Here is a 17,056-nt window from a genome sequence, read left to right on the forward strand (position 1 = left end):
ACCGTGCAGGAGCTGCTGCTGGTTGTGGTCGGAGCGAGAGCGCAAGGGGTTACGCTCGAGGTCGACCCGGCGGGGCCGCCGCTGACGGTGAAGCCCACCGTGCCCGAGGGCGCGCTCTTGGTGCCGCTCGCCGTGTCCTCTACCGTCACGGTGCAGGTGAGCGGGCTGTTGGCCGGGGTCGACGCGGGGCAGTCCAGCGTCGTCGACGTCGTGCGGGTGATGACCGCCACCGTATCGGTCCCGCTGCTGCCGGAGTGAACCGATCCAGGTCCCGGGCTGTAGGTGGCGGTGATGGTGTAGCTGCCGGTCTGATTGGCACTGAAGCTCACCGTGCAGGAGCTGCTGCTGCCGCTGCTCGGAGCGAGAGCGCACGGGGTGACGCTCGAGCTCGAGCCGGCGGGGCCGCCGCTGATGCTGAAGCCCACCGTACCCACGGGCGCGCTTTTGGTCCCCCCCGCCGTGTCGGCCACCGTTACCGTGCAGGTGAGCGGAGTGTTGGGCGAGGTAGAGTCCGGGCAGTCCAGCGTCGTCATCGTCGTGCGCGTGCTGACCTCGACGGTGTCGGTGCCGCTGCTGCCGCTGTGGACCGTGCCGGCGGTGGGGCTGTAGGTGGCGGTAATGGTGTAGCTGCCGGTCTGATTGGCACTGAAGCTCACCGTGCACGAGCTGCTGCTCGTGCTGCCCGTGATCGGCGCCAGCGTGCAGGGGTTTGGGGTGACGGTCGAGCCGGCGGCGCCGCTGATCGTGAAACTTACGGTGCCTTCGGGGGCGCTCTTCGTGCCGCTCGCGGTGTCCGTAACCGTGACGGTGCAAAGGAGCGGGCTGTTCGCCGAGGTCGAGTCCGGGCAGTCGAGGGTCGTCGAGGTGGTGCGGGCGGTGACCATCAGCGTGAAGGTACCGGAACTCGGATTGATCGGAACGTTCTGTCCGCCTGGCCCATGGCCGACGAGGATGCCACCGGAATAGTTCGCGGTGATGGTGTGAGTTCCGGGTTCGCTTGGAGTGAAAGTCACCGAGCAGCTGCTCTGGTCTCGCGAGGAGGCGACGGGCACGAGAACGCAAGTAGCAGGAGCGAAGGTGCCGGCCTTGGAGCTGGTGAAGCTCACCGTTCCAGGCGGGTTCACCCTGTTTCCAGGCGCGCTCGAGGTGTCGGTCACGATGGCAGTGCAGGTGACCGTGCTGTTGACGAGAACATTGGCGGCGCTGCAAACGACCCCCGTCGCCGTCGAGTGAGGGGTATTGCCGGGATGGTCGGTGAACGTCGTCTGGGCCGTCCAGCCTGACCCCTGCCCGGTGGCAGTCGCGAGGAAGGACACCCCGCCATCGAACATGTTGACCTGGAACTCGCTGTTCGTAAATGCGCCGCGGTCATCGGCAATGGCGATGAGGGTGGTGTCTGGATCTCCACTCGACTGATGGATGTTGATTGTGATGGTCTCGTTCGGACGCCACCCTTCTCCCGTCAGTGTCACTGTATCGCCGGGCGAGTAGTCCGGCTTGTCGCTGCGCAGCGTGGAGTAGAAGAACGCCTCGGAGGAGGCGAGCGCGGTCTGAGCGCCGCCGAACCCGCCGGTGGCGAGCACGGTGCCGGTATGCGGGACATCGAAGAAGTTGGAGGCGAAGAGCTGCCTCGCGGTGGTCGGCGATTCGACTGCGCCGAACGCGCCAGTGACAGGATCGTAGACCTCGGCGGTCGCGACGGGCTGTCCGCCGTTCGTGCCGCCGGCGATCAGGACACGCCCGTTGTAAAGCAGTTGTACGCCGAGGTGACCGCTGCGAGCGGTGCTCATCTGCGCGGGCACGAGCGTGAAGGTATTCCTGATGGGATCGTAAACCTCGGCCGTATCGAGGTCCCGGTTCGCCGCGCTCTCGCCGCCAGCGACGAGGACCGTGCCGTCGAGCAACAGCGCCGCGCTGGCGAGTGCGCGACCGACGCTGAGTCCGCCCGCTGCGGCAACCGTGCCGCTGCTTGGGTCGTACAGTTCCGCAGTCCCCAGTGTTCCGGACGAGTTGGAGCCTCCTGCGATCAGAACGACTCCCTGAGGCAATCTCGTGGCAGTGTGGTTCTGCCGCGCCGTCGAGAGCGAACTGGGCGCCCCTGAAACGGCTCGAGCATCCGGATCGTAAAGCTCGAGCTGGGCCACCGCGCTCACGCCGTCGGTGCCTCCTGCCAGCAGCACCCGCCCATCGCCGAGCAGCGTGCTCGTGTGCTGACTGCGCGGCGTGCTCATCGACCCGACTCGGATGAACGTGCCCGCGGCTGGATCGAAGAGCTGAGCGTCGGCGACCGGCTGCCCGTCGTTGCCGTTCCCTCCCGCGATCAGGATCGTGCCGTCATTGAGCCGCGTTGCGGTGTGCCCCCAGACGGGAGTGGGCAGAGGCGAGGTGAGAGGCGCGTAGCGCCCGGTCGCCGGATCGTAGATCTCGGCTGACGCCAAGGGCTGGCCGGCGACATCCTTTCCCCCGGCGATCAACACTGAACCGTTCGCGAGGAGCGTGGCGGTGTGTCCGCCGCGAGCCTGGTTCAAGTCTGCCATTGGCACCCAGGTCCCGGGCTCTTGCGCCCAGAGCGGCGTCGCAAACAGGAGCGCAGCAGCCAGAAGCCATGGAGTGCCACGCACACGACGACTGAAGCGGGCGCGTTCGATCGGCGTTGGCATCTAGTACCCCCCACGCCACGAGGACTCGGCGAGTTCCGAGTGCCTCGCTTACGACCATGGTCTCTCCAGTCGGCCGCGCTATCAGGTAAACCCTTGAATCGGAATCAGGTAATTGCCGAATGGAAGTGAGCTTGTTCCAGACCGAAGCAGGTCTGGGACACCTCTAGCGGCAAGTGTGCGCTCGCTTGGGTCGTCCTTCACGGCCCTGAGGCGGCGTGGAGCTTCGAAGAACTCAAGCGCGACCGACAGTGAGGTTCGTCACTGCATCCGTTTCTCGCGGCGGTTCGACGCGTGCGCGGTCGGCCACTGGCAATAGCGCGACGAAGGCTCCGAGGAATAACGGCGCGCGGCGAGTAGTCGGGAACGGCGGAACATGGAGAAATCCGATGACGAGGTTGCGCACGTTCCCTGCTCCGACTTTTCATTCAATGTCGCTCACCCGCGCCGCATTCTTCCACGCGCGCGTCGGCGACACTCCCGCTCTCTGCAGCGTACTCGATCACGGCCTGCCGGCAGACGCGTGCAACGAGCGCGGTGAGACGCTGCTGCACGTCGCCTGCTCAAACCGGCGCTTCGACGCTGCATGCCTCCTGCTCGAGCGCGGCGCGAAGCCAGAGTCGCGCAGCGATCTCGGCTTCACCCCGCTCACAACCGCTGTGATGGACGCGGATCACCGGGTGATCGCGTTGCTTCTCGATCATGGCGCCAATCCCGACGGCGCCGGCCCGGAAGGCCTGACGCCTTTGATGCTCGCAGCCATGCTCGATTGCGTCGAGCTCGTCGACCTGTTGCTCGAACATGGTGCCTCGTTGGATCTGGCGCTCGCGGACGGTTCGACCGCGTTATCCGTGGCCCTCGCGGTCGAGGCGCTGCGCGCCGCACAACTCCTGCTGGGTCGCCGGCCCGGCCGAGCGTCACTGATCATGTCCTGACGGCGAATTTCTTTCCGACGAATGCCACAGCGGTCGTCGAACTCTGTGGTTGCGAAACCAGACAAGGAGAAGTGGAGATGGATCTCAAGTCGATGAAGATGGCGGTGCTGGCGTGCTTGTCGGCGCTCTGCGGTTGCGCGAGCTTGGGCCGCGAGGCGAGGCGAGAGCCGGTCGAGCGGCTCGACGAGCACGGAATCAGCGCACCCGTCCTGGAGGTCGAGGCGGGCAACGTCCTTGCGTTCGTCAACGCCGATGCGCGACCTCACCAGATCTATTCGAATGACTGCGCCGAGCTGTCGTCTACCGTCCTCAACCCCGGGGAGACCTACGCCGTCGCGATCGGCGTCGGACCCAAGGTGTGCCACTTCCAGGATCTACTCGCGCCGCTCTCCACCGGCTACTTCGGCACCCTCCGGGTACGCGACGAGCAGGAGGAGCGGCGCCTGGCGACGCAGGACTGATGCGCGGCGCGTGAATAAAGCCGCTGGTGCCCTGGTCGCAGCGGTTGGACCTGGCCGCTCGGAGGGGTATTGCCGCATCGAGTTCAGTCGTTCGAGGCAGTGGTGCCGACCCACATGAGGCCGGCTACAATCTCGTTCGGTGGCTTTTGCGCAACGACCACGACGCCGAGGATGCCACTCTCTCGCGGCCGCCACCGCGGATGTGCCTGGGCAGGAGAAGGTCATCGTCGGCTCGCCTTGAGGTCCACTTCTCTCCGGAGGAATCGATGCACAAACGAATGCTGCTCTTCCCGCTTGCCTTGGCGGCCTGCGGTGGTTCTCCCTCGAGCTCCGGGCCTGCGATGGTTTCGCTGCGGGCTGGGGGCGTGACTCCCTCCACGATTTCCGTGATGGCCGGGGCTCGGCTGGAGTTCACCAACGAAGATACGGTCAACCATCAAGTTGTCTCAAACGACTGCTCCGAGCTGAGCTCGCCCGTTCTCGCTGCGGGCGCGAGCTTCACCGCGACGATGGGCGCCGGTCCGAAGACGTGCACGTTCTCGGACGCTCTCATGCCCGGGAAGACCGCCTTCCAGGGCACGGTGACCGTGCAGCAGTCTTCGACAGGCGATGCCGGTTACGGCAATCCCTATCCTTAGAGGTCTGGCGACTTCATGATCCGTGGATCGCGGTGAGGATGCCGAATGCGCAGAAGACTGCACCGGCGACCCGCCGCACCGCGACCTCGGGCAAGCAGCGGCCGGCAGCTCTGCCGATCGCGACCGCCAGCAATGCCCCAACCCAGAGACCCAACGTCGCGCCCGAAAATACCTGCCAGCGGTGGTCCGGGAACCGCGCCACCAGTGCCGCCGTGCCGATCTGCGTCGCGTCGCCCCACTCCGCCGCGAATACGAGCCAGAAGCTGGTGGTCAGGACCCGATCCGCAGCCGCAGCGTTCGCTGATTCCCCGATCTCTTTGCGTTGAAAGAGCAGACGCAGTCCGAAGGTGATGAACAGGCCGGCGGTCCCGAATGTGAGCAGCCAAGTTGGCAGCGCTCCCAGGACACTGGCCAAGGCTACGGCGATGAAACCGTGCGCGAGAAAGGCCGCGCATGCGCCGAGCAACACCGGCCACGGTCGATTCCGCGTGGCGAGGAGCAGCACGGTGTAGAGCGTCTTATCCGGCAGCTCCGCGAGCAGGATGAGCAGAAAACTCAAGAGCAATGGAAGTGCATTCACGTCGACGGCGACCGCGGCTGCTGGCTGGAAATTCCTGCTGGGAATAATCGCCCTGCTCGACCAGCCTACGTCGAAGAGCAAACGACGTTGTAGACCTTCAACGCGCGCACCTGATCGAAGAAGGGTCGCTCCGGATCGATGCGGGCCCCGCGATCCTCGGCGACCTGGATCCTCACCGGGCGAATGGATTGCAAAAGGCGGATGCATTCGCTCGGGTCGACCCCCGTGCGGCTCACCACGTCCCGATGAGCCTCGAATCCGACCGCGAACCCAGGCGCCCTGCGCAGGGTCTCCAGCGCGCCGCGGAGCACGTTGATCTCCGCCCCTTCCACGTCGATCTTGAGCACGACGCTGGCATCTTCGATTCCAAGATCGTCGACGCGCTCGACGGAGAACTCGCCCTCGGCCTCAGGCACGATGAACTTCGCAGAATCCGTCCGATCGCGTGGGCTGCTGTCGAGCCGCGCCCGGCCCGGGAAGTCGCTCACCGCTGCATTCTTCGGGACGGCGGTCATCGGCAGTCGTCCGAGATTCGACACGAGGAACGGGAACGCCTCGGCGTTCGGCTCGAAGGCGGTCACGCGACGAAAGTGCGGGAAACGCGCCGCAACGAGCACCGAGAAGATCCCGATGTCCGCGCCGCAATCGATGAGCTCGATGGGTCGTGGCAGTGACTCCGCTGCGGTGACGAGCGCCTCCACGAACGGGGCTTCGTAGCTGGAGACGTAAGACTCGTCCCACCATTCGTTGCATTCTCGATGCAGCGGCACGTCGAGCGATCCGCCCAGGACGGGAATCCGGACCACCTTGTCCAGAAGCCCGAGGCGTTGCGTGATTTCCAACAGCCGCCACCCGCCTCGATAACGGTTGCGGACGAGGTAGACGGCAAGCCGCCAGTACCAGGGAGCCACTGCGATCGGGCTCGTCGCGTCCATCCCGCTGAACATAGGCTCGCCCGCGCTCGTGCGGGAGGGCGCCCGGCCACCCGCCTGCCGTGTAGCCAAGGGAGTGAGTAGATTCGTTCAATCGGGAGGGAGAGATGAGTGGACACCGCTACCCCCTGGCCAAAGGCGGCGGTGGAATGAGCTCGCTTGCGCGGCGGTGGCGTTTGCTATCGGTGCAAGCCTTCGGTCGTTCTGGACCGCTGGTGCTTTCGCGCGTTGCCTCCGCAGCGCTCACCTTCGGCCTGCCGCTCGTCCTGGTGCGGGTGCTCGATCCGCATTCCTTTGGAACCTACAAGCAGTTCTTCCTGGTCGCGCAGACGCTGCTGCTCGTCGGGCAACTCGGGCTGACGCAATCGCTGTACTACTTCTTGCCGCGCGGGGCGGCGCAGCGCGGGGCGTACGTCGCGCAGGTCGTGGCGCTGCTGGCGGGTCTCGGAGCGCTGCTCGGCATCGCCATTTGGACTCTTTCTCCTCTGCTGTCCCGATGGCTGGCCTCGCCTGACCTCGTCGGATTGCGCATACCGCTCGCGGTGTATTCGGCTGCGATGCTCGCGGCCGCGCCTCTCGAGGCCACGCTGGTGTGCGAAGGCCATCTGCGCAAGGCGGCCTTCGCTTACACGGCGAGCGATGTGTTGCGCGCCGCAGCCATCGTCCTCGCGGCCGCCGTCTTCGGCGACACGTGGCTCTTCTGGGCCGCTTGCCTCGTCGCAGTTTTGCGAGTCGGAACGCTGTGGTCGCTCGTGGGCTCAGGGCTCGCGCCGCGCGCGGCGCCGCGCTGGTCGCTGCTGCGGCCGCAGCTTGCCTATGCGCTTCCGTTCGCCGGCTCGAGCCTTCTCTACGTGGTTCACAAGTACCTCCCGCAGTACGTGGTCTCCGCCTGTTTCGACCCGGCCACCTTCGCGCTCTTCGCCGTGGCGTCGTTTCATCTCCCCGTCATCGACATCATCTACACACCGACGTCAGAAGTGTTGATGGTCGAGCTGGGCCGCCGGGAGTCGATGCGGGACCTCCCGGGCGCAGTACGCCATTGGCAAGACTCGATCGAGAGGCTGGCGACGCTGCTTTTCCCGGCCGCGGTAGGGTCCTGGCTGGTCGGTCCGATCCTCCTCCCCATGCTCTTCACGGCCGATTACGCGCCCGCCGTGCCTTTGTTCATGCTGGCGACTGCGGAGATTCCACTGTGGATCTTCCCCTGCGACGCGGTTCTTCGTGCGTCGGGAGACACGCGCTTCCTGTTCCGTTTCAATGCCGTTCGCCTGCTGGTCACAGCCGTGCTGGTCCTGGCCGGCATCCGACTGCTCGGGATTCAGGGGGCGATCGGCGCGGCGATTGTCGCCGAGTCGCTCGGCTGCGCGGTGCTGCTCTCGCGCGCGGGACGATACCTGCGGGTGTCGACCCGCGATCTGGTCGATTGGCGCGCTCTCGTGCGCATCGCGACCTGTGCGGCCCTCGCGGTCGTGCCGGCGCTTGCGCTGCGATTCGTGCTACCGGGCGGGCCGCAGCTGCTGATCGCGTCCGTACTCGTCTACTCTGCCGCTTACTTCACGGTGCGAGCCGTGCTCGGCAGATCCGCTGTTGCAACGACTGCCCCGTTCACGGCCGGGCTCATCGAGAAGTAGCGACGCGGCGCAGGGCACAGAGCCCGATACAGCGCGAGCACCCGGTCCGCGACTCGATCAATCGAATGACCCTCCACGATCCGGGCGCGCGCGGCCAACCCCATCGACGGCGTTTCCAACGCCCGGATCAGGGCGCCGGCAAGCGCGGGCGGATCCTCGGGGGGAACGAGAAGGCCATCGATACCGTCGTCGATGGCGTCCGGCGAGCCGCCCACTGCCGTCGCCACCGTCGAAAGCCCACAGGACATTGCCTCGAGGAGGGCGACGGAGAGACCCTCGCTTCGCGAGGGCATGACTGCGACGTCCGCGGCGCGCAGGAATGGCGCAGGATTGCGAATCGGACCAACGAATCGCACTCCGCGCAGCCCGGCGGCGTGCTCTCGCAGCGCGGCGGCGTCTTCGCCGTCGCCTACGATACATAGCTGCGCCCGGTCCTCGAGATGAGGCCAGGCGTCGAGGAGGACGTCGATTCCCTTCACGTACGACAGCCGGCCAGCATAGACGACCATCGGCGAATCCGAAAGGCCGAGCTCGCGACGCAGCTGTGCGCGCTCGGTCGAATTCGCTGGGTGGAAAACGCGGGTATCGACCCCGTTCGGAATGAAATGGATGCGACCTTCGTCCACGCCGGCGCGCAAGAGCTCCACGGTGATCGGCTTGCAGATGCTCACGAACGCGTCGCCGAAACGTCGCGCTGCCGCAAGCTGCAACCGGCCGGAAGCGCCTCGTGCTTGGAGCTGTGCGACTTCCACCGGGCTGTGCGGGTTCAACACGAGCGGCTTTCCGAGCATCGCGCGACCCAGGTAGCCGACGAGTGCCGGCGCCATGAGCTGGTGGGCGTGGAACAGATGGATATCGTTCCGCAATCGATGCAGCGTCGCGAGGGCGCCGAGCAAGTAGGACGCGGCGCGGATCCCACGCGGCAGACTGGCATCGCCCACGCGATGCACGTGCACGCCGTCCATGCACTCCTGGCGGGAAAGGCCTGTGTGGTGGCGTGTCAAGACGTGCACTTCGACGCCGTGCTCGACGAGCCGACGCGCGAGCTGCAGGGTATGCGTCTGGATACCGCCGATGAACGGCGGAAAAACGCCCGCGAGCATGCCGATACCGAGCGGCATCGAGGTTGCGAAGGTACGGACGGCCTCGCTTGGCGGCAACGTCGACGAGCATGCGGTCTACGTCCGCAGCGAATGGCACAAATTCCAACAGATGGGCGCCCCGCTGCAGGCTTTTGCTGCGCGCGTGGTTCCGCTGCCGCGTTCTGTGCTCGACGTCGGCTGTGGTGCAGGGCAGGAACTCTTGCCTTATCTGGACACCGTATCCGTTGGAATCGATGTCCGACGGAGCGGTCTCGTCGAGGGACGATCGCTGTTCGGCTCCCGGGCGCCATCGCTGCTCGTCGGCGTCGGTGAAGCGCTTCCCTTCGCCCGCGCCGCCTTCGACGTCGTGCTCTGCCGGCTCGCCGTCCCCTACATGAACGTCCGGATGGCTCTCGACGAGATGGCGCGCGTCCTCGCTCCAGGCGGCGTGCTGGTGCTGCAGGTACACCACCTGCGCTACTACCTGCGGCGACTCCTCCGGGCGCGCACGCTCAAGGAGATCGTGCATGCGCTGCGCGTGATCGGACGCGGCGCCGCCTTCGAGCTCACCGGCCGCCAGATGCGCGGCGAGGTGTTCCAGCTGATCGGCTCGCTGCAGCGTATGCTCACCGCGGCTGGGTTCGCGGTCGTGGAGATCGACCAGAGGGATCGGACAGCGCCAATCGCGGTTGCACGGCGCCGGTAAACCCTGGCCTATTCGTGTGGCCGGACCTGCTTGCGGACCTTCTTGAGGAAAGTCCGGGTGCACCGGCCGTGCGTGCTCTCGTGGTTCATGATCTCGGCAAGCAGACGCGCCTTCGCGTCCTCGGTCAGCACCGTAGATGCGTTCACTTCGGAGGCGAGCTGGATGCCTTCGGGCGTGACCGGAACCTTGGGCCCCTTGGGAGTCACCTCGGCGCGGTAATGTGAGGGCTTCGTCTTGGTGACGTCGTGGAACCGCGACGACGTATCGGCTCGCCGGCCAGAGCCATGACAGCTTGGACACGTTGCTGAGCTGCGGCCGAGCGCGTTGCCGATGCGCCCGTCCCCGCCGCAGAGGCGGCAGACTTCAGTCTCCATGGGAAGCGTGTACCACCGATCGACTCCCTCGGCGTTGAGATAGTGAGCGTCCCTACTGCCTCGGGTTCCGCATGCTCATGTTCCGGCTGGCGATGGAGGAAACATGGAAATCAAGTGGCGGCACGACGTCGATCAGGTGCTGAAAGAGGCAAAAACCGAGCGCAAGCCTGTTCTGCTCGACTTCAGCGCCGCGCCGACGTGAGGGGGGTGCGCTCGGCTGGATGCCGAGGTCTACCCGGATGAGCGCGTCGCCCGCTTCATCACGGAACAGGACTTCAAGCGGTTCGGGGAGCGATATGGCGCACAGTGGACGCCGACGATCCTGGAGCTGAACCCTGACGGAGTCGAACAACACCGCGTGGAGGGATTTCTCCAGACTGATGATTTCCTCGCCCAGCTGAAGCTCGGCCTCGGCAAGAGCGCCTTCAAGGCGAAGCAATGGCAGGACGCCGAGCGTCAGTTTCGCGAGATCGTCGATCGATTTGGGCAGTCCGACGCCGCGGCCGAGGCGCTCTACTGGGCAGGCGTCTCGCGCTACAAGGCGACGGGAGACGCGAGCGCCCTCAAGGAGACGGCGGCGGCCTTCGGCAGCAGGTATAGCAACAGCACCTGGGCGAAGAAGGCATCGATCTGGAAAGGATGAGGAGCGGCGCGCTCCGAGGCGATCATCAGTTGCAGCTCTAACCGCCTCTCAAGCGCGATGGAGGCTTTCCACGGCCTGCAATATCGCCTGCAATTCCACTGGCTTGACGAGATGCAGGTCGAACCCGACGGCGCGCGCCCGCGCGACGTCGTTCTCCTGACCATATCCGGTGACGGCGATCAGCCGCGTGGTGGCGCAGCGGCCATCCTGCCGGATCCGCTGGGCCAGCTCGTACCCATCCATCAGCGGCAGCCCGAGGTCGAGAATGCTGACGTCGAACTCCCGCTCGTCGATGAGCGAAAGCGCCTCCAGCCCGTCATGCGCTACCGACACGTCGTGGCCCTCGATGCGCAGAGCTTCGGCCAGCATCTCCGCTGCGTCGCGGTTGTCGTCCACCACCATCACACGCTTCTTGAGCGAGGCCGCCCGCGCACCGAGCGCCGGAGAGGCCACGTTCTCCTCCGCAATCGCCTCTCGCAGCACCGGCAGCCGCACGACGAACTCGCTGCCGCGATCCACGCCGTCGCTCCGCGCGGTGACCGACCCGCCGTGCAGCGTCACCAGGCTCTTCACCAGGGCGAGTCCGAGACCGAGGCCGCCTTCCGTCCGGTCCGGTCCGCGGCCGCCCTGGACGAAGAGATCGAAGATGCGCGGCAACAGCTCCGGCCGAATGCCGATGCCGTCGTCGCGGACGCGCACGACGATCTCCTCGCCCTCCCTCTGCGCGGCGACGACGATGTGCCCCGTTTGCCGCGTGTACTTCGCCGCATTCGTCAGCAGATTCGCAAAGAGCTGCGAGAGGCGCACCCCATCGCCGTGGACGCGCAGCCCTTGACGCGGCAACTCGACGCGCAGGTCATGGCAGCGTTCCTCCAGCAGCGGGCTGACGATCTCCACCGCCTTCTCGAGGGCTTCCGCAAGCTCCATCGGTCGCCGCCGCAGCTCGAACTTCCCACTGGCAATGCGCGACACGTCGAGGAGGTCGTCGACGAGCCTCGAGAGATGCGCCACCTGTCTCTCGATCACTTCGCGCTCGCGCCCGGGAGGCCCGTCCCCGCGGAGTTTCATCAGCTGCACCGCGTTGGCGATGGGTGCCAGCGGATTGCGCAGCTCGTGGCTGAGCATCGCCAGGAACTCGTCCTTGCGCCGTTCCGCGGCACGAGCCTGGTCCGCGAGCATCTCCGTGCGGTGTTGGGATCGCACCAGCTCCTCATGGGCGCGGGCGTTGGCGACGGCCGTCGCGATGTGCTCGGCCACGAGCGTGAGAAAAGTGCGGTACTCGTCGTCCAGATGCAGTCGCGGGCTGAGCCCGGCGATCAGGAAACCGTAGGGTCGCGAGAGCGCCGGGCGCGCGATGGGAATGACGGACGCCGATTCGACCGGCTCGGGCCATACCGGACCGCGGATGTCGCCGAATCGCCGGCGCACATCGGGCACGAATTCTGACTTGCCGCTCGCCGCGAGCAGGACGGGCCATGCGGAGCCGGCAGCGTGGAGATCGATCCGTTCCGGCGCGGCGGGAGAATCGGGCTGCAGGCCGCAGAGGCCAACCCGCCGCGCCACCGATCCGTCCATGGAGTAGAGCACGACGAACGGCATCCCGAAGGGGTTCTGCGCCAGGACTTCCTGAGCGCCGCGCCAGGCCGCTGCGTCCGTGTTCGCTTGCGATGCCCGCGCTGCCAGGTCGCGCACGGTGCGCATGCGGCGCTCGCTCAGCACGCGCCGGGTGGTCTCGATGCAGGTGACGAGGACGCCGCCGACGCGGTCATTCTCCTCGCGGATCGGGCTGTACGAGAAGGTGAAGTAGCACTCCTCGGTGAAGCCGTGCCGGCCGAGCGGAAACATCAGATCGTTCGCGTACACCGCGCGGCCCGTTTCCATGACGCCGCGGAACATCGGTCCGATCATGTCGCGGATTTCCGCCCAGCATTCGAGCAGCGGCTGGCCGAGCGCATTGGGGTGCTTCGCGCCAAGGACCGGGATGTAGCCGTCGTTGTAGAGCATGACCAACTCGGGTCCCCAGCACACCAGCATGGGGAAACCCGATTCGACGCAGATGCTCGTTGCCGTCCGAAGGCTCTGCGGCCACCATTCCGCGGGCCCCAGCGCGGTGGCGGACCAATCCTTGGCGCGGATCCGCGCTGCCATCTCGCCGGCGACGGCGCCGACGTCGAGCTTCAGATCTTCCGACACTCGTACAGAGGGAGACAGGAGCGGCGGCTACCGCAACAGCGGGGTACTGGGGTCGTCAAGGAGCGAACGATACACGCTACGTTCACTCCGATCGGAGCGCGATGGCCGGATCCACCTTGATCGCGCGCCGCGCTGGCAGCCAGCTCGCGGCGGCGCCGACGCCGAGGAGGAGCGCCGCGACTCCGAGATAGATCCGCGGGTCGGCCGCTGCCACCTGGCTGAGCTGGGAAGCGACGACGCGGTGGAACGCAACCGCGAGCCCCAGGCCTGCCACGACGCCTCCCGCCGCCAGGCCCAGACCGTGGCCCATGACGAGCTGGATCAGCGCACCCGGCGCGGCGCCGATGGCGGCGCGAATCGCGAGCTCCCGCGTCCGCCGCGCCATCGCGTACGAGATCACCCCGTACGTCCCGAGGGCGGCGAGCGCCAGGCCGAGCATGGCAAACAGCGACACCGTCTGCGCCGCGACGCGCTCCTGCGTCAGCGTCTCCGCGTGCACGCGCTCCATCGTCGCCATCTGCGCAATCGCGAGCTCCGGGTCGACCGACGCGACCGCGTCGCGAACGGCAGCGCCGAGCGAGCCCGGATCCATCGGGCTGCGCACCATCAGCTCGAGGATCTCCGCCGCCGGCGTGGCCGCATTCTGCGCATAGGGAAGGTACCAGGCCTCGTGCACGTCGAACCGCTCGTGCACGTCGCGCACGACGCCGATCACGGTGCGCCACGGCGACCCTTCCCGCGCGATGCGCAGCCTCTTGCCGATGGGATCCTCGTCCGGCCACAGCCTCGCGGCGAGGCGCGCGCTGATCACCGCCACGAGAGGTGCGTCGGGCCCGTCGGCAGCCTCCACGTCACGTCCCCGCAGCAAAGGAATGCGCATGGCGCCGAGCAGCCCGGGCGTGACCAGCCGGTGGTAGATGCTGGCGGCTTGCTTCTCCTCATGTCCCTCGCGAATGACCGGCGCGCTCCAGGTCCCGCCGCGCAGCGGGTTCATGGTGACGACGCCTGCAGCCGTAACGCCCGGCGTCGAGGCCAGCCGTGCCGAGAGCTGCGCGACGGTCGTCGCACGCCGTGCTCCGTCGGAGTAGCGCGACCGGGGAAGCTCGATCTCCGCCGTCAGCAGCTGCCTCTCGTCGAATCCCAGGTCGCGACCGCGCAGCAGCCGGAAGTTCTCGATCACGAGCCCCGCGCCGCAGAGGAGGACGACAGCCAGGGCGATCTGGCCCGACACGAGCAGGTTCATCAGCCGGCGACGCCCGCGGCCCTCGGTTCCCTGCGGCGCGCCGCGCAGCGTAGTCTGGAGATCGGGTCGCGTAGCCTGCAATGCCGGCAGGGCCCCGGCGACGAGCGCCGACGTCAGGGAGACCGCCAGGGCAAACGCGAGCACGCGCGGTTCGAAGGGCGCCTGCTCGAGGCCCAGTTGCTCGGAGAGGTTCGTGGGCACCAGCGCCCAGATCGCAGGCCCAAACTCGGCGGCCAGCACCGTGCCGAGCGCGCCGCCGATGATCGCCAAGAGCGCGCTCTCGGTGAGCAGCTGCCGGATCTGTCGTCCGCGCGATGCTCCGAGCGCGCTGCGGAGTGCGAACTCGTGCTGGCGCGACACGGAGCGGGCAAAGAGGAGCGCCGCGACGTCCACGCAGGCGAGCAGCAGGAAGAAGCCCAGCACCACCAGGAGGGCCAGCGCGACCCGATCCTGATCGCCAATCAAGCTCTCGCGAAGCGGCGCCGCGAGGATCCCGTAGCCCGGGTACGTGCGCGGATCCCGTTCTCGCATGCGCGAGGCGACGGCGCGCAGCTCCGCGCGGACTTCGCTCAGGGTATGGCCGGGCGCGATCCGGGCGAACACCGCGTAGTCGTCCGGCGAGACCGGATCGATCCGGGCCGGCAACCAGATGTCTGCGTGATACGGAAAGCGATAGCCCGGAGGCAGCACGCCGACGATGCGGACGGTGCGGCCGTCGATTTGCAACGTCCTGCCCAGCACTCCCGGATCGGCGCCCAGGCGGCTCCGCCACAGGGCCGTGCTGATCAAGGCGACGCCCGCATCGATGCCCTCTTCTTCCTCATCGGGGAGAAAGGCGCGACCCATCGCCGGCCGGACGCCCAGGACCGCCATGCTCCCCGGGGAGAGCACGACGGCGTCGACGCGTTCGGGAGTCTGGCCGCCCGTCAGCGTGGCGTTGCGACCGGTCTGCGCCGAGATTCCCGACAGCGTCCGCGACTGGGCGAGAATCTCGAGAAAGTGGCGGCCGGTGATGTTCACGGGGCTGATCGCGCCGCCTGGCGCGGCCGTGAAGTCGCGCAAGCGAACGAGCCGCGCCTCCTCCTCGAAGGGCAGCGGCCGCAGGAAGACCGCGTTCAGGACGCCGAAGATCGCGCAGGTGCCACCGATTCCGAGGGCGAGCGTCAACAGTGCCGCGGCGCTGAACGCCGTGTTCCGTCGCAGGGAACGCCATCCGAGCCGCAGGTCGAGAAGCAGGGTGTCCATCGCGCCGCCGGGAAGTTCCATACGTTCCGAGCGAACGCCGTGCCAAGAGCGTCCAGAGGACAGGAACCCTTTGACTGACCGGCTAGGGGAACGTCAGTCCCAAAACCGGACGACGCAGCGACATCACAAGGTGGAATTATCCATCTAGCGATAAGCGCGGTGGATCGGCGCGGTCTCTCGTCGATCTTGACGACACGAGCGGTGGGCCACCCCTCCCATACCCAGGCTATGGGGGATCTGCCCGCAGGGGCAACGGAAGTGCCCTCGTATCTTGCATCCACGATGACGAGCGCGCATCGGTCCCGCTCATTCATCTGTCCCGGCGAGGTCCACCATGGATGCGCATCGACTGGGTCTCATCTGCGCCACTCTCATCTTTCCGGCCGCGGCCACCTCGTCCTTCGCGGCGCTGCCAGCCCCGACTTCGTGTACCGGCTGCTGGCAGCCGCCTGTCGGAGCACGCTTGCAGTACCAGCTCCAGGGCGTGACCGCGTACGCATCGACCGGCGGCATCAACGTAGACATCACCGCCGTTCCTGCCGAAGGCGGATCCGCCGTCGCACCGGAGGTCTTCGACATCGACTTGTACGTCGACAGCGCCGTCAACGGCCGCATCGACGAGATGAACACCGCCGCGACGAGCGCCATCCACGCCAAGGGCGCGCGCGCGATCTGCTACCTGGACGCCGGCACCTGGGAGAACTGGCGTCCGGACGCGAACCAGTACCCGAGCGTCGTGCTCGGACGGAAGAACGGTTGGGCGGGTGAACGTTGGGTGGACATCCGTCGCATCGACCTCCTCGGTCCGATCCTCGCGGCGCGCGCGCAGAAGTGCGTGCAGGCCGGCTTCGATGCCATCGAGTGGGACAACGTCGACGGCTATCAGAATCGTTCCGGGTTTCCGCTCACCGCGAACGATCAGCTGCAATTCAATGCGTACCTTGCCAACCTTGCGCACGGGGTCGGGCTCGCCGTCGGTCTCAAGAACGACGTCGGTCAGCTCTCGACCCTCAAGCCGTATTTCGATTTTGCCATGAATGAGCAATGCTTCCAGTACAACGAATGCAACTATCCCGCCCCTGGATTGCCGGACTGGACCGCGTCCGGAAAAGCGGTCTTCAACGTGGAGTACCGTTCCCTGCAGTGCGCGAAGGCCGACGCGTGGCAGTTCGGATCGATCCTCAAGAATACGAACCTTTACGACGTGCCGTGGACGCCCTGCCGGTAGCTTGGGGCGGCGCAGATGGACAAACATCTGCCCGAGCACGATGATTCAGCCCGCCAGCGATGGGGGGATCATGAAAATCGGACTCGGGGTGATCTTCGCGACGGTGCTCGCGTGCGGTGGCGGAGACCTGAACACGGCGATGAACGGGAAGTGGGCTGGGCAGGCCACGCTCACGATCTCCGGAGAATCGCCGCAGACGATACCCGGCGGAGTGCAGGTCGCCGTGTCTGGACAGAACGCCGCGTTCACCGGCGTCTGCCTGGACGCGTCCGGTTCGGTCACCGCGCACGGCAGCGGCAACTCGGCCTCGTGGTCAGGGAGCCTTGTATGCCCGGCGGTTCAATTCACTTGCGGCCCCGTGGTCATGACGTTCCAGTCCGCATCCGCCACGTTGAACGGATCGACGATGAACGTGCAGGGCGCCGGCAATGCTGCCGGCTGCGGCCTCTCGAAGGGCTTCACGATCAGCCTCGCCGGCACCAAGCAATAGACTGCGAGGTCGTCTTCA

Annotated in this window: 15 protein-coding genes; 8 read left to right on the top strand and 7 right to left on the bottom strand. The window is 66.8% G+C overall.

The genetic code is table 11. The annotated features are described in order from the left end of the window. A partial coding sequence (locus E6J58_22670) for a hypothetical protein (protein TMB32510.1) occupies positions 1 to 2,660 on the bottom strand: 2,660 nt, incomplete at its 3' end. Between the two features lie 386 nt (positions 2,661 to 3,046). Here E6J58_22670 and E6J58_22675 point away from each other — a divergent pair. The 3 genes from E6J58_22675 to E6J58_22685 all read left to right on the top strand — a co-directional run bounded on the left by E6J58_22675 (position 3,047) and on the right by E6J58_22685 (position 4,691). Beyond that, the gene (locus E6J58_22675; GenBank protein TMB32511.1) at positions 3,047 to 3,592 is read left to right on the top strand and encodes a hypothetical protein; all 546 of its coding nucleotides are present in this window, start codon (positions 3,047 to 3,049) and stop codon (positions 3,590 to 3,592) included. A 77-nt stretch (positions 3,593 to 3,669) separates the two neighbouring features. Next, positions 3,670 to 4,053, top strand: coding sequence for a hypothetical protein (locus E6J58_22680; protein ID TMB32512.1), 384 nt, complete (start codon positions 3,670 to 3,672; stop codon positions 4,051 to 4,053). A 389-nt stretch (positions 4,054 to 4,442) separates the two neighbouring features. After that, positions 4,443 to 4,691 carry a hypothetical protein gene (locus E6J58_22685; GenBank protein TMB32513.1) on the top strand — a complete coding sequence of 83 codons (249 nt, stop codon included), beginning with the start codon at positions 4,443 to 4,445 and terminating at the stop codon, positions 4,689 to 4,691. Between the two features lie 13 nt (positions 4,692 to 4,704). Here E6J58_22685 and E6J58_22690 read toward each other — a convergent pair whose 3' ends face one another. Both E6J58_22690 and E6J58_22695 read right to left on the bottom strand, forming a co-directional pair. Next, a complete protein-coding gene (locus E6J58_22690) occupies positions 4,705 to 5,478 on the bottom strand; it encodes a TMEM165/GDT1 family protein (GenBank protein ID TMB32514.1) in 774 nt (257 codons plus the stop codon). Then, the gene (locus E6J58_22695) at positions 5,337 to 6,218 is read right to left on the bottom strand and encodes an FkbM family methyltransferase (GenBank protein TMB32515.1); all 882 of its coding nucleotides are present in this window, start codon (positions 6,216 to 6,218) and stop codon (positions 5,337 to 5,339) included. The genes E6J58_22690 and E6J58_22695 overlap by 142 nt, the downstream gene beginning before the upstream one ends. A 92-nt stretch (positions 6,219 to 6,310) precedes the next feature. Here E6J58_22695 and E6J58_22700 point away from each other — a divergent pair, with 92 nt between their 5' ends. Beyond that, positions 6,311 to 7,834 carry a lipopolysaccharide biosynthesis protein gene (locus E6J58_22700; GenBank protein TMB32516.1) on the top strand — a complete coding sequence of 508 codons (1,524 nt, stop codon included), beginning with the start codon at positions 6,311 to 6,313 and terminating at the stop codon, positions 7,832 to 7,834. Here E6J58_22700 and E6J58_22705 read toward each other — a convergent pair. After that, a complete protein-coding gene (locus tag E6J58_22705) occupies positions 7,753 to 8,955 on the bottom strand; it encodes a glycosyltransferase family 4 protein (protein TMB32517.1) in 1,203 nt (400 codons plus the stop codon). The two genes, E6J58_22700 and E6J58_22705, sit on opposite strands and share 82 nt — an antisense overlap. Between E6J58_22705 and E6J58_22710 the strand changes: the two genes are divergently transcribed. Further along, positions 8,798 to 9,622 (top strand): class I SAM-dependent methyltransferase, encoded by an 825-nt coding sequence (locus E6J58_22710; protein ID TMB32518.1) that lies wholly within the window; start codon positions 8,798 to 8,800, stop codon positions 9,620 to 9,622. The genes E6J58_22705 and E6J58_22710 overlap by 158 nt on opposite strands. A gap of 8 nt (positions 9,623 to 9,630) precedes the next feature. Here E6J58_22710 and E6J58_22715 read toward each other — a convergent pair whose 3' ends face one another. Continuing rightward, a complete protein-coding gene (locus E6J58_22715; GenBank protein ID TMB32519.1) occupies positions 9,631 to 9,996 on the bottom strand; it encodes a molecular chaperone DnaJ in 366 nt (121 codons plus the stop codon). A gap of 217 nt (positions 9,997 to 10,213) precedes the next feature. Here E6J58_22715 and E6J58_22720 point away from each other — a divergent pair, with 217 nt between their 5' ends. Beyond that, on the top strand, positions 10,214 to 10,639 hold the full coding sequence (locus E6J58_22720; GenBank protein TMB32520.1) for a tetratricopeptide repeat protein: 426 nt from the start codon (positions 10,214 to 10,216) through the stop codon (positions 10,637 to 10,639). Positions 10,640 to 10,687: 48 nt separating this feature from the next. Here E6J58_22720 and E6J58_22725 read toward each other — a convergent pair whose 3' ends face one another. Together E6J58_22725 and E6J58_22730 are read right to left on the bottom strand one after the other, a co-directional pair. Then, the gene (locus E6J58_22725; GenBank protein ID TMB32544.1) at positions 10,688 to 12,787 is read right to left on the bottom strand and encodes a response regulator; all 2,100 of its coding nucleotides are present in this window, start codon (positions 12,785 to 12,787) and stop codon (positions 10,688 to 10,690) included. Between the two features lie 127 nt (positions 12,788 to 12,914). Then, positions 12,915 to 15,341 carry an ABC transporter permease gene (locus E6J58_22730; protein TMB32521.1) on the bottom strand — a complete coding sequence of 809 codons (2,427 nt, stop codon included), beginning with the start codon at positions 15,339 to 15,341 and terminating at the stop codon, positions 12,915 to 12,917. A 313-nt stretch (positions 15,342 to 15,654) separates the two neighbouring features. On the opposite strand from E6J58_22730, the gene E6J58_22735 reads away from it, so the two are divergent. Both E6J58_22735 and E6J58_22740 read left to right on the top strand, forming a co-directional pair. Beyond that, complete coding sequence (locus tag E6J58_22735; protein TMB32522.1) at positions 15,655 to 16,548, top strand: endo alpha-1,4 polygalactosaminidase; 894 nt, start codon at positions 15,655 to 15,657, stop codon at positions 16,546 to 16,548. A 70-nt stretch (positions 16,549 to 16,618) separates the two neighbouring features. After that, positions 16,619 to 17,038 (top strand): hypothetical protein, encoded by a 420-nt coding sequence (locus E6J58_22740; protein ID TMB32523.1) that lies wholly within the window; start codon positions 16,619 to 16,621, stop codon positions 17,036 to 17,038. Positions 17,039 to 17,056 lie beyond the last annotated feature (18 nt).

The sequence above is a fragment of the Deltaproteobacteria bacterium genome (genome assembly GCA_005879535.1).
GTDB lineage: Bacteria > Myxococcota > Myxococcia > Myxococcales > 40CM-4-68-19 > 40CM-4-68-19.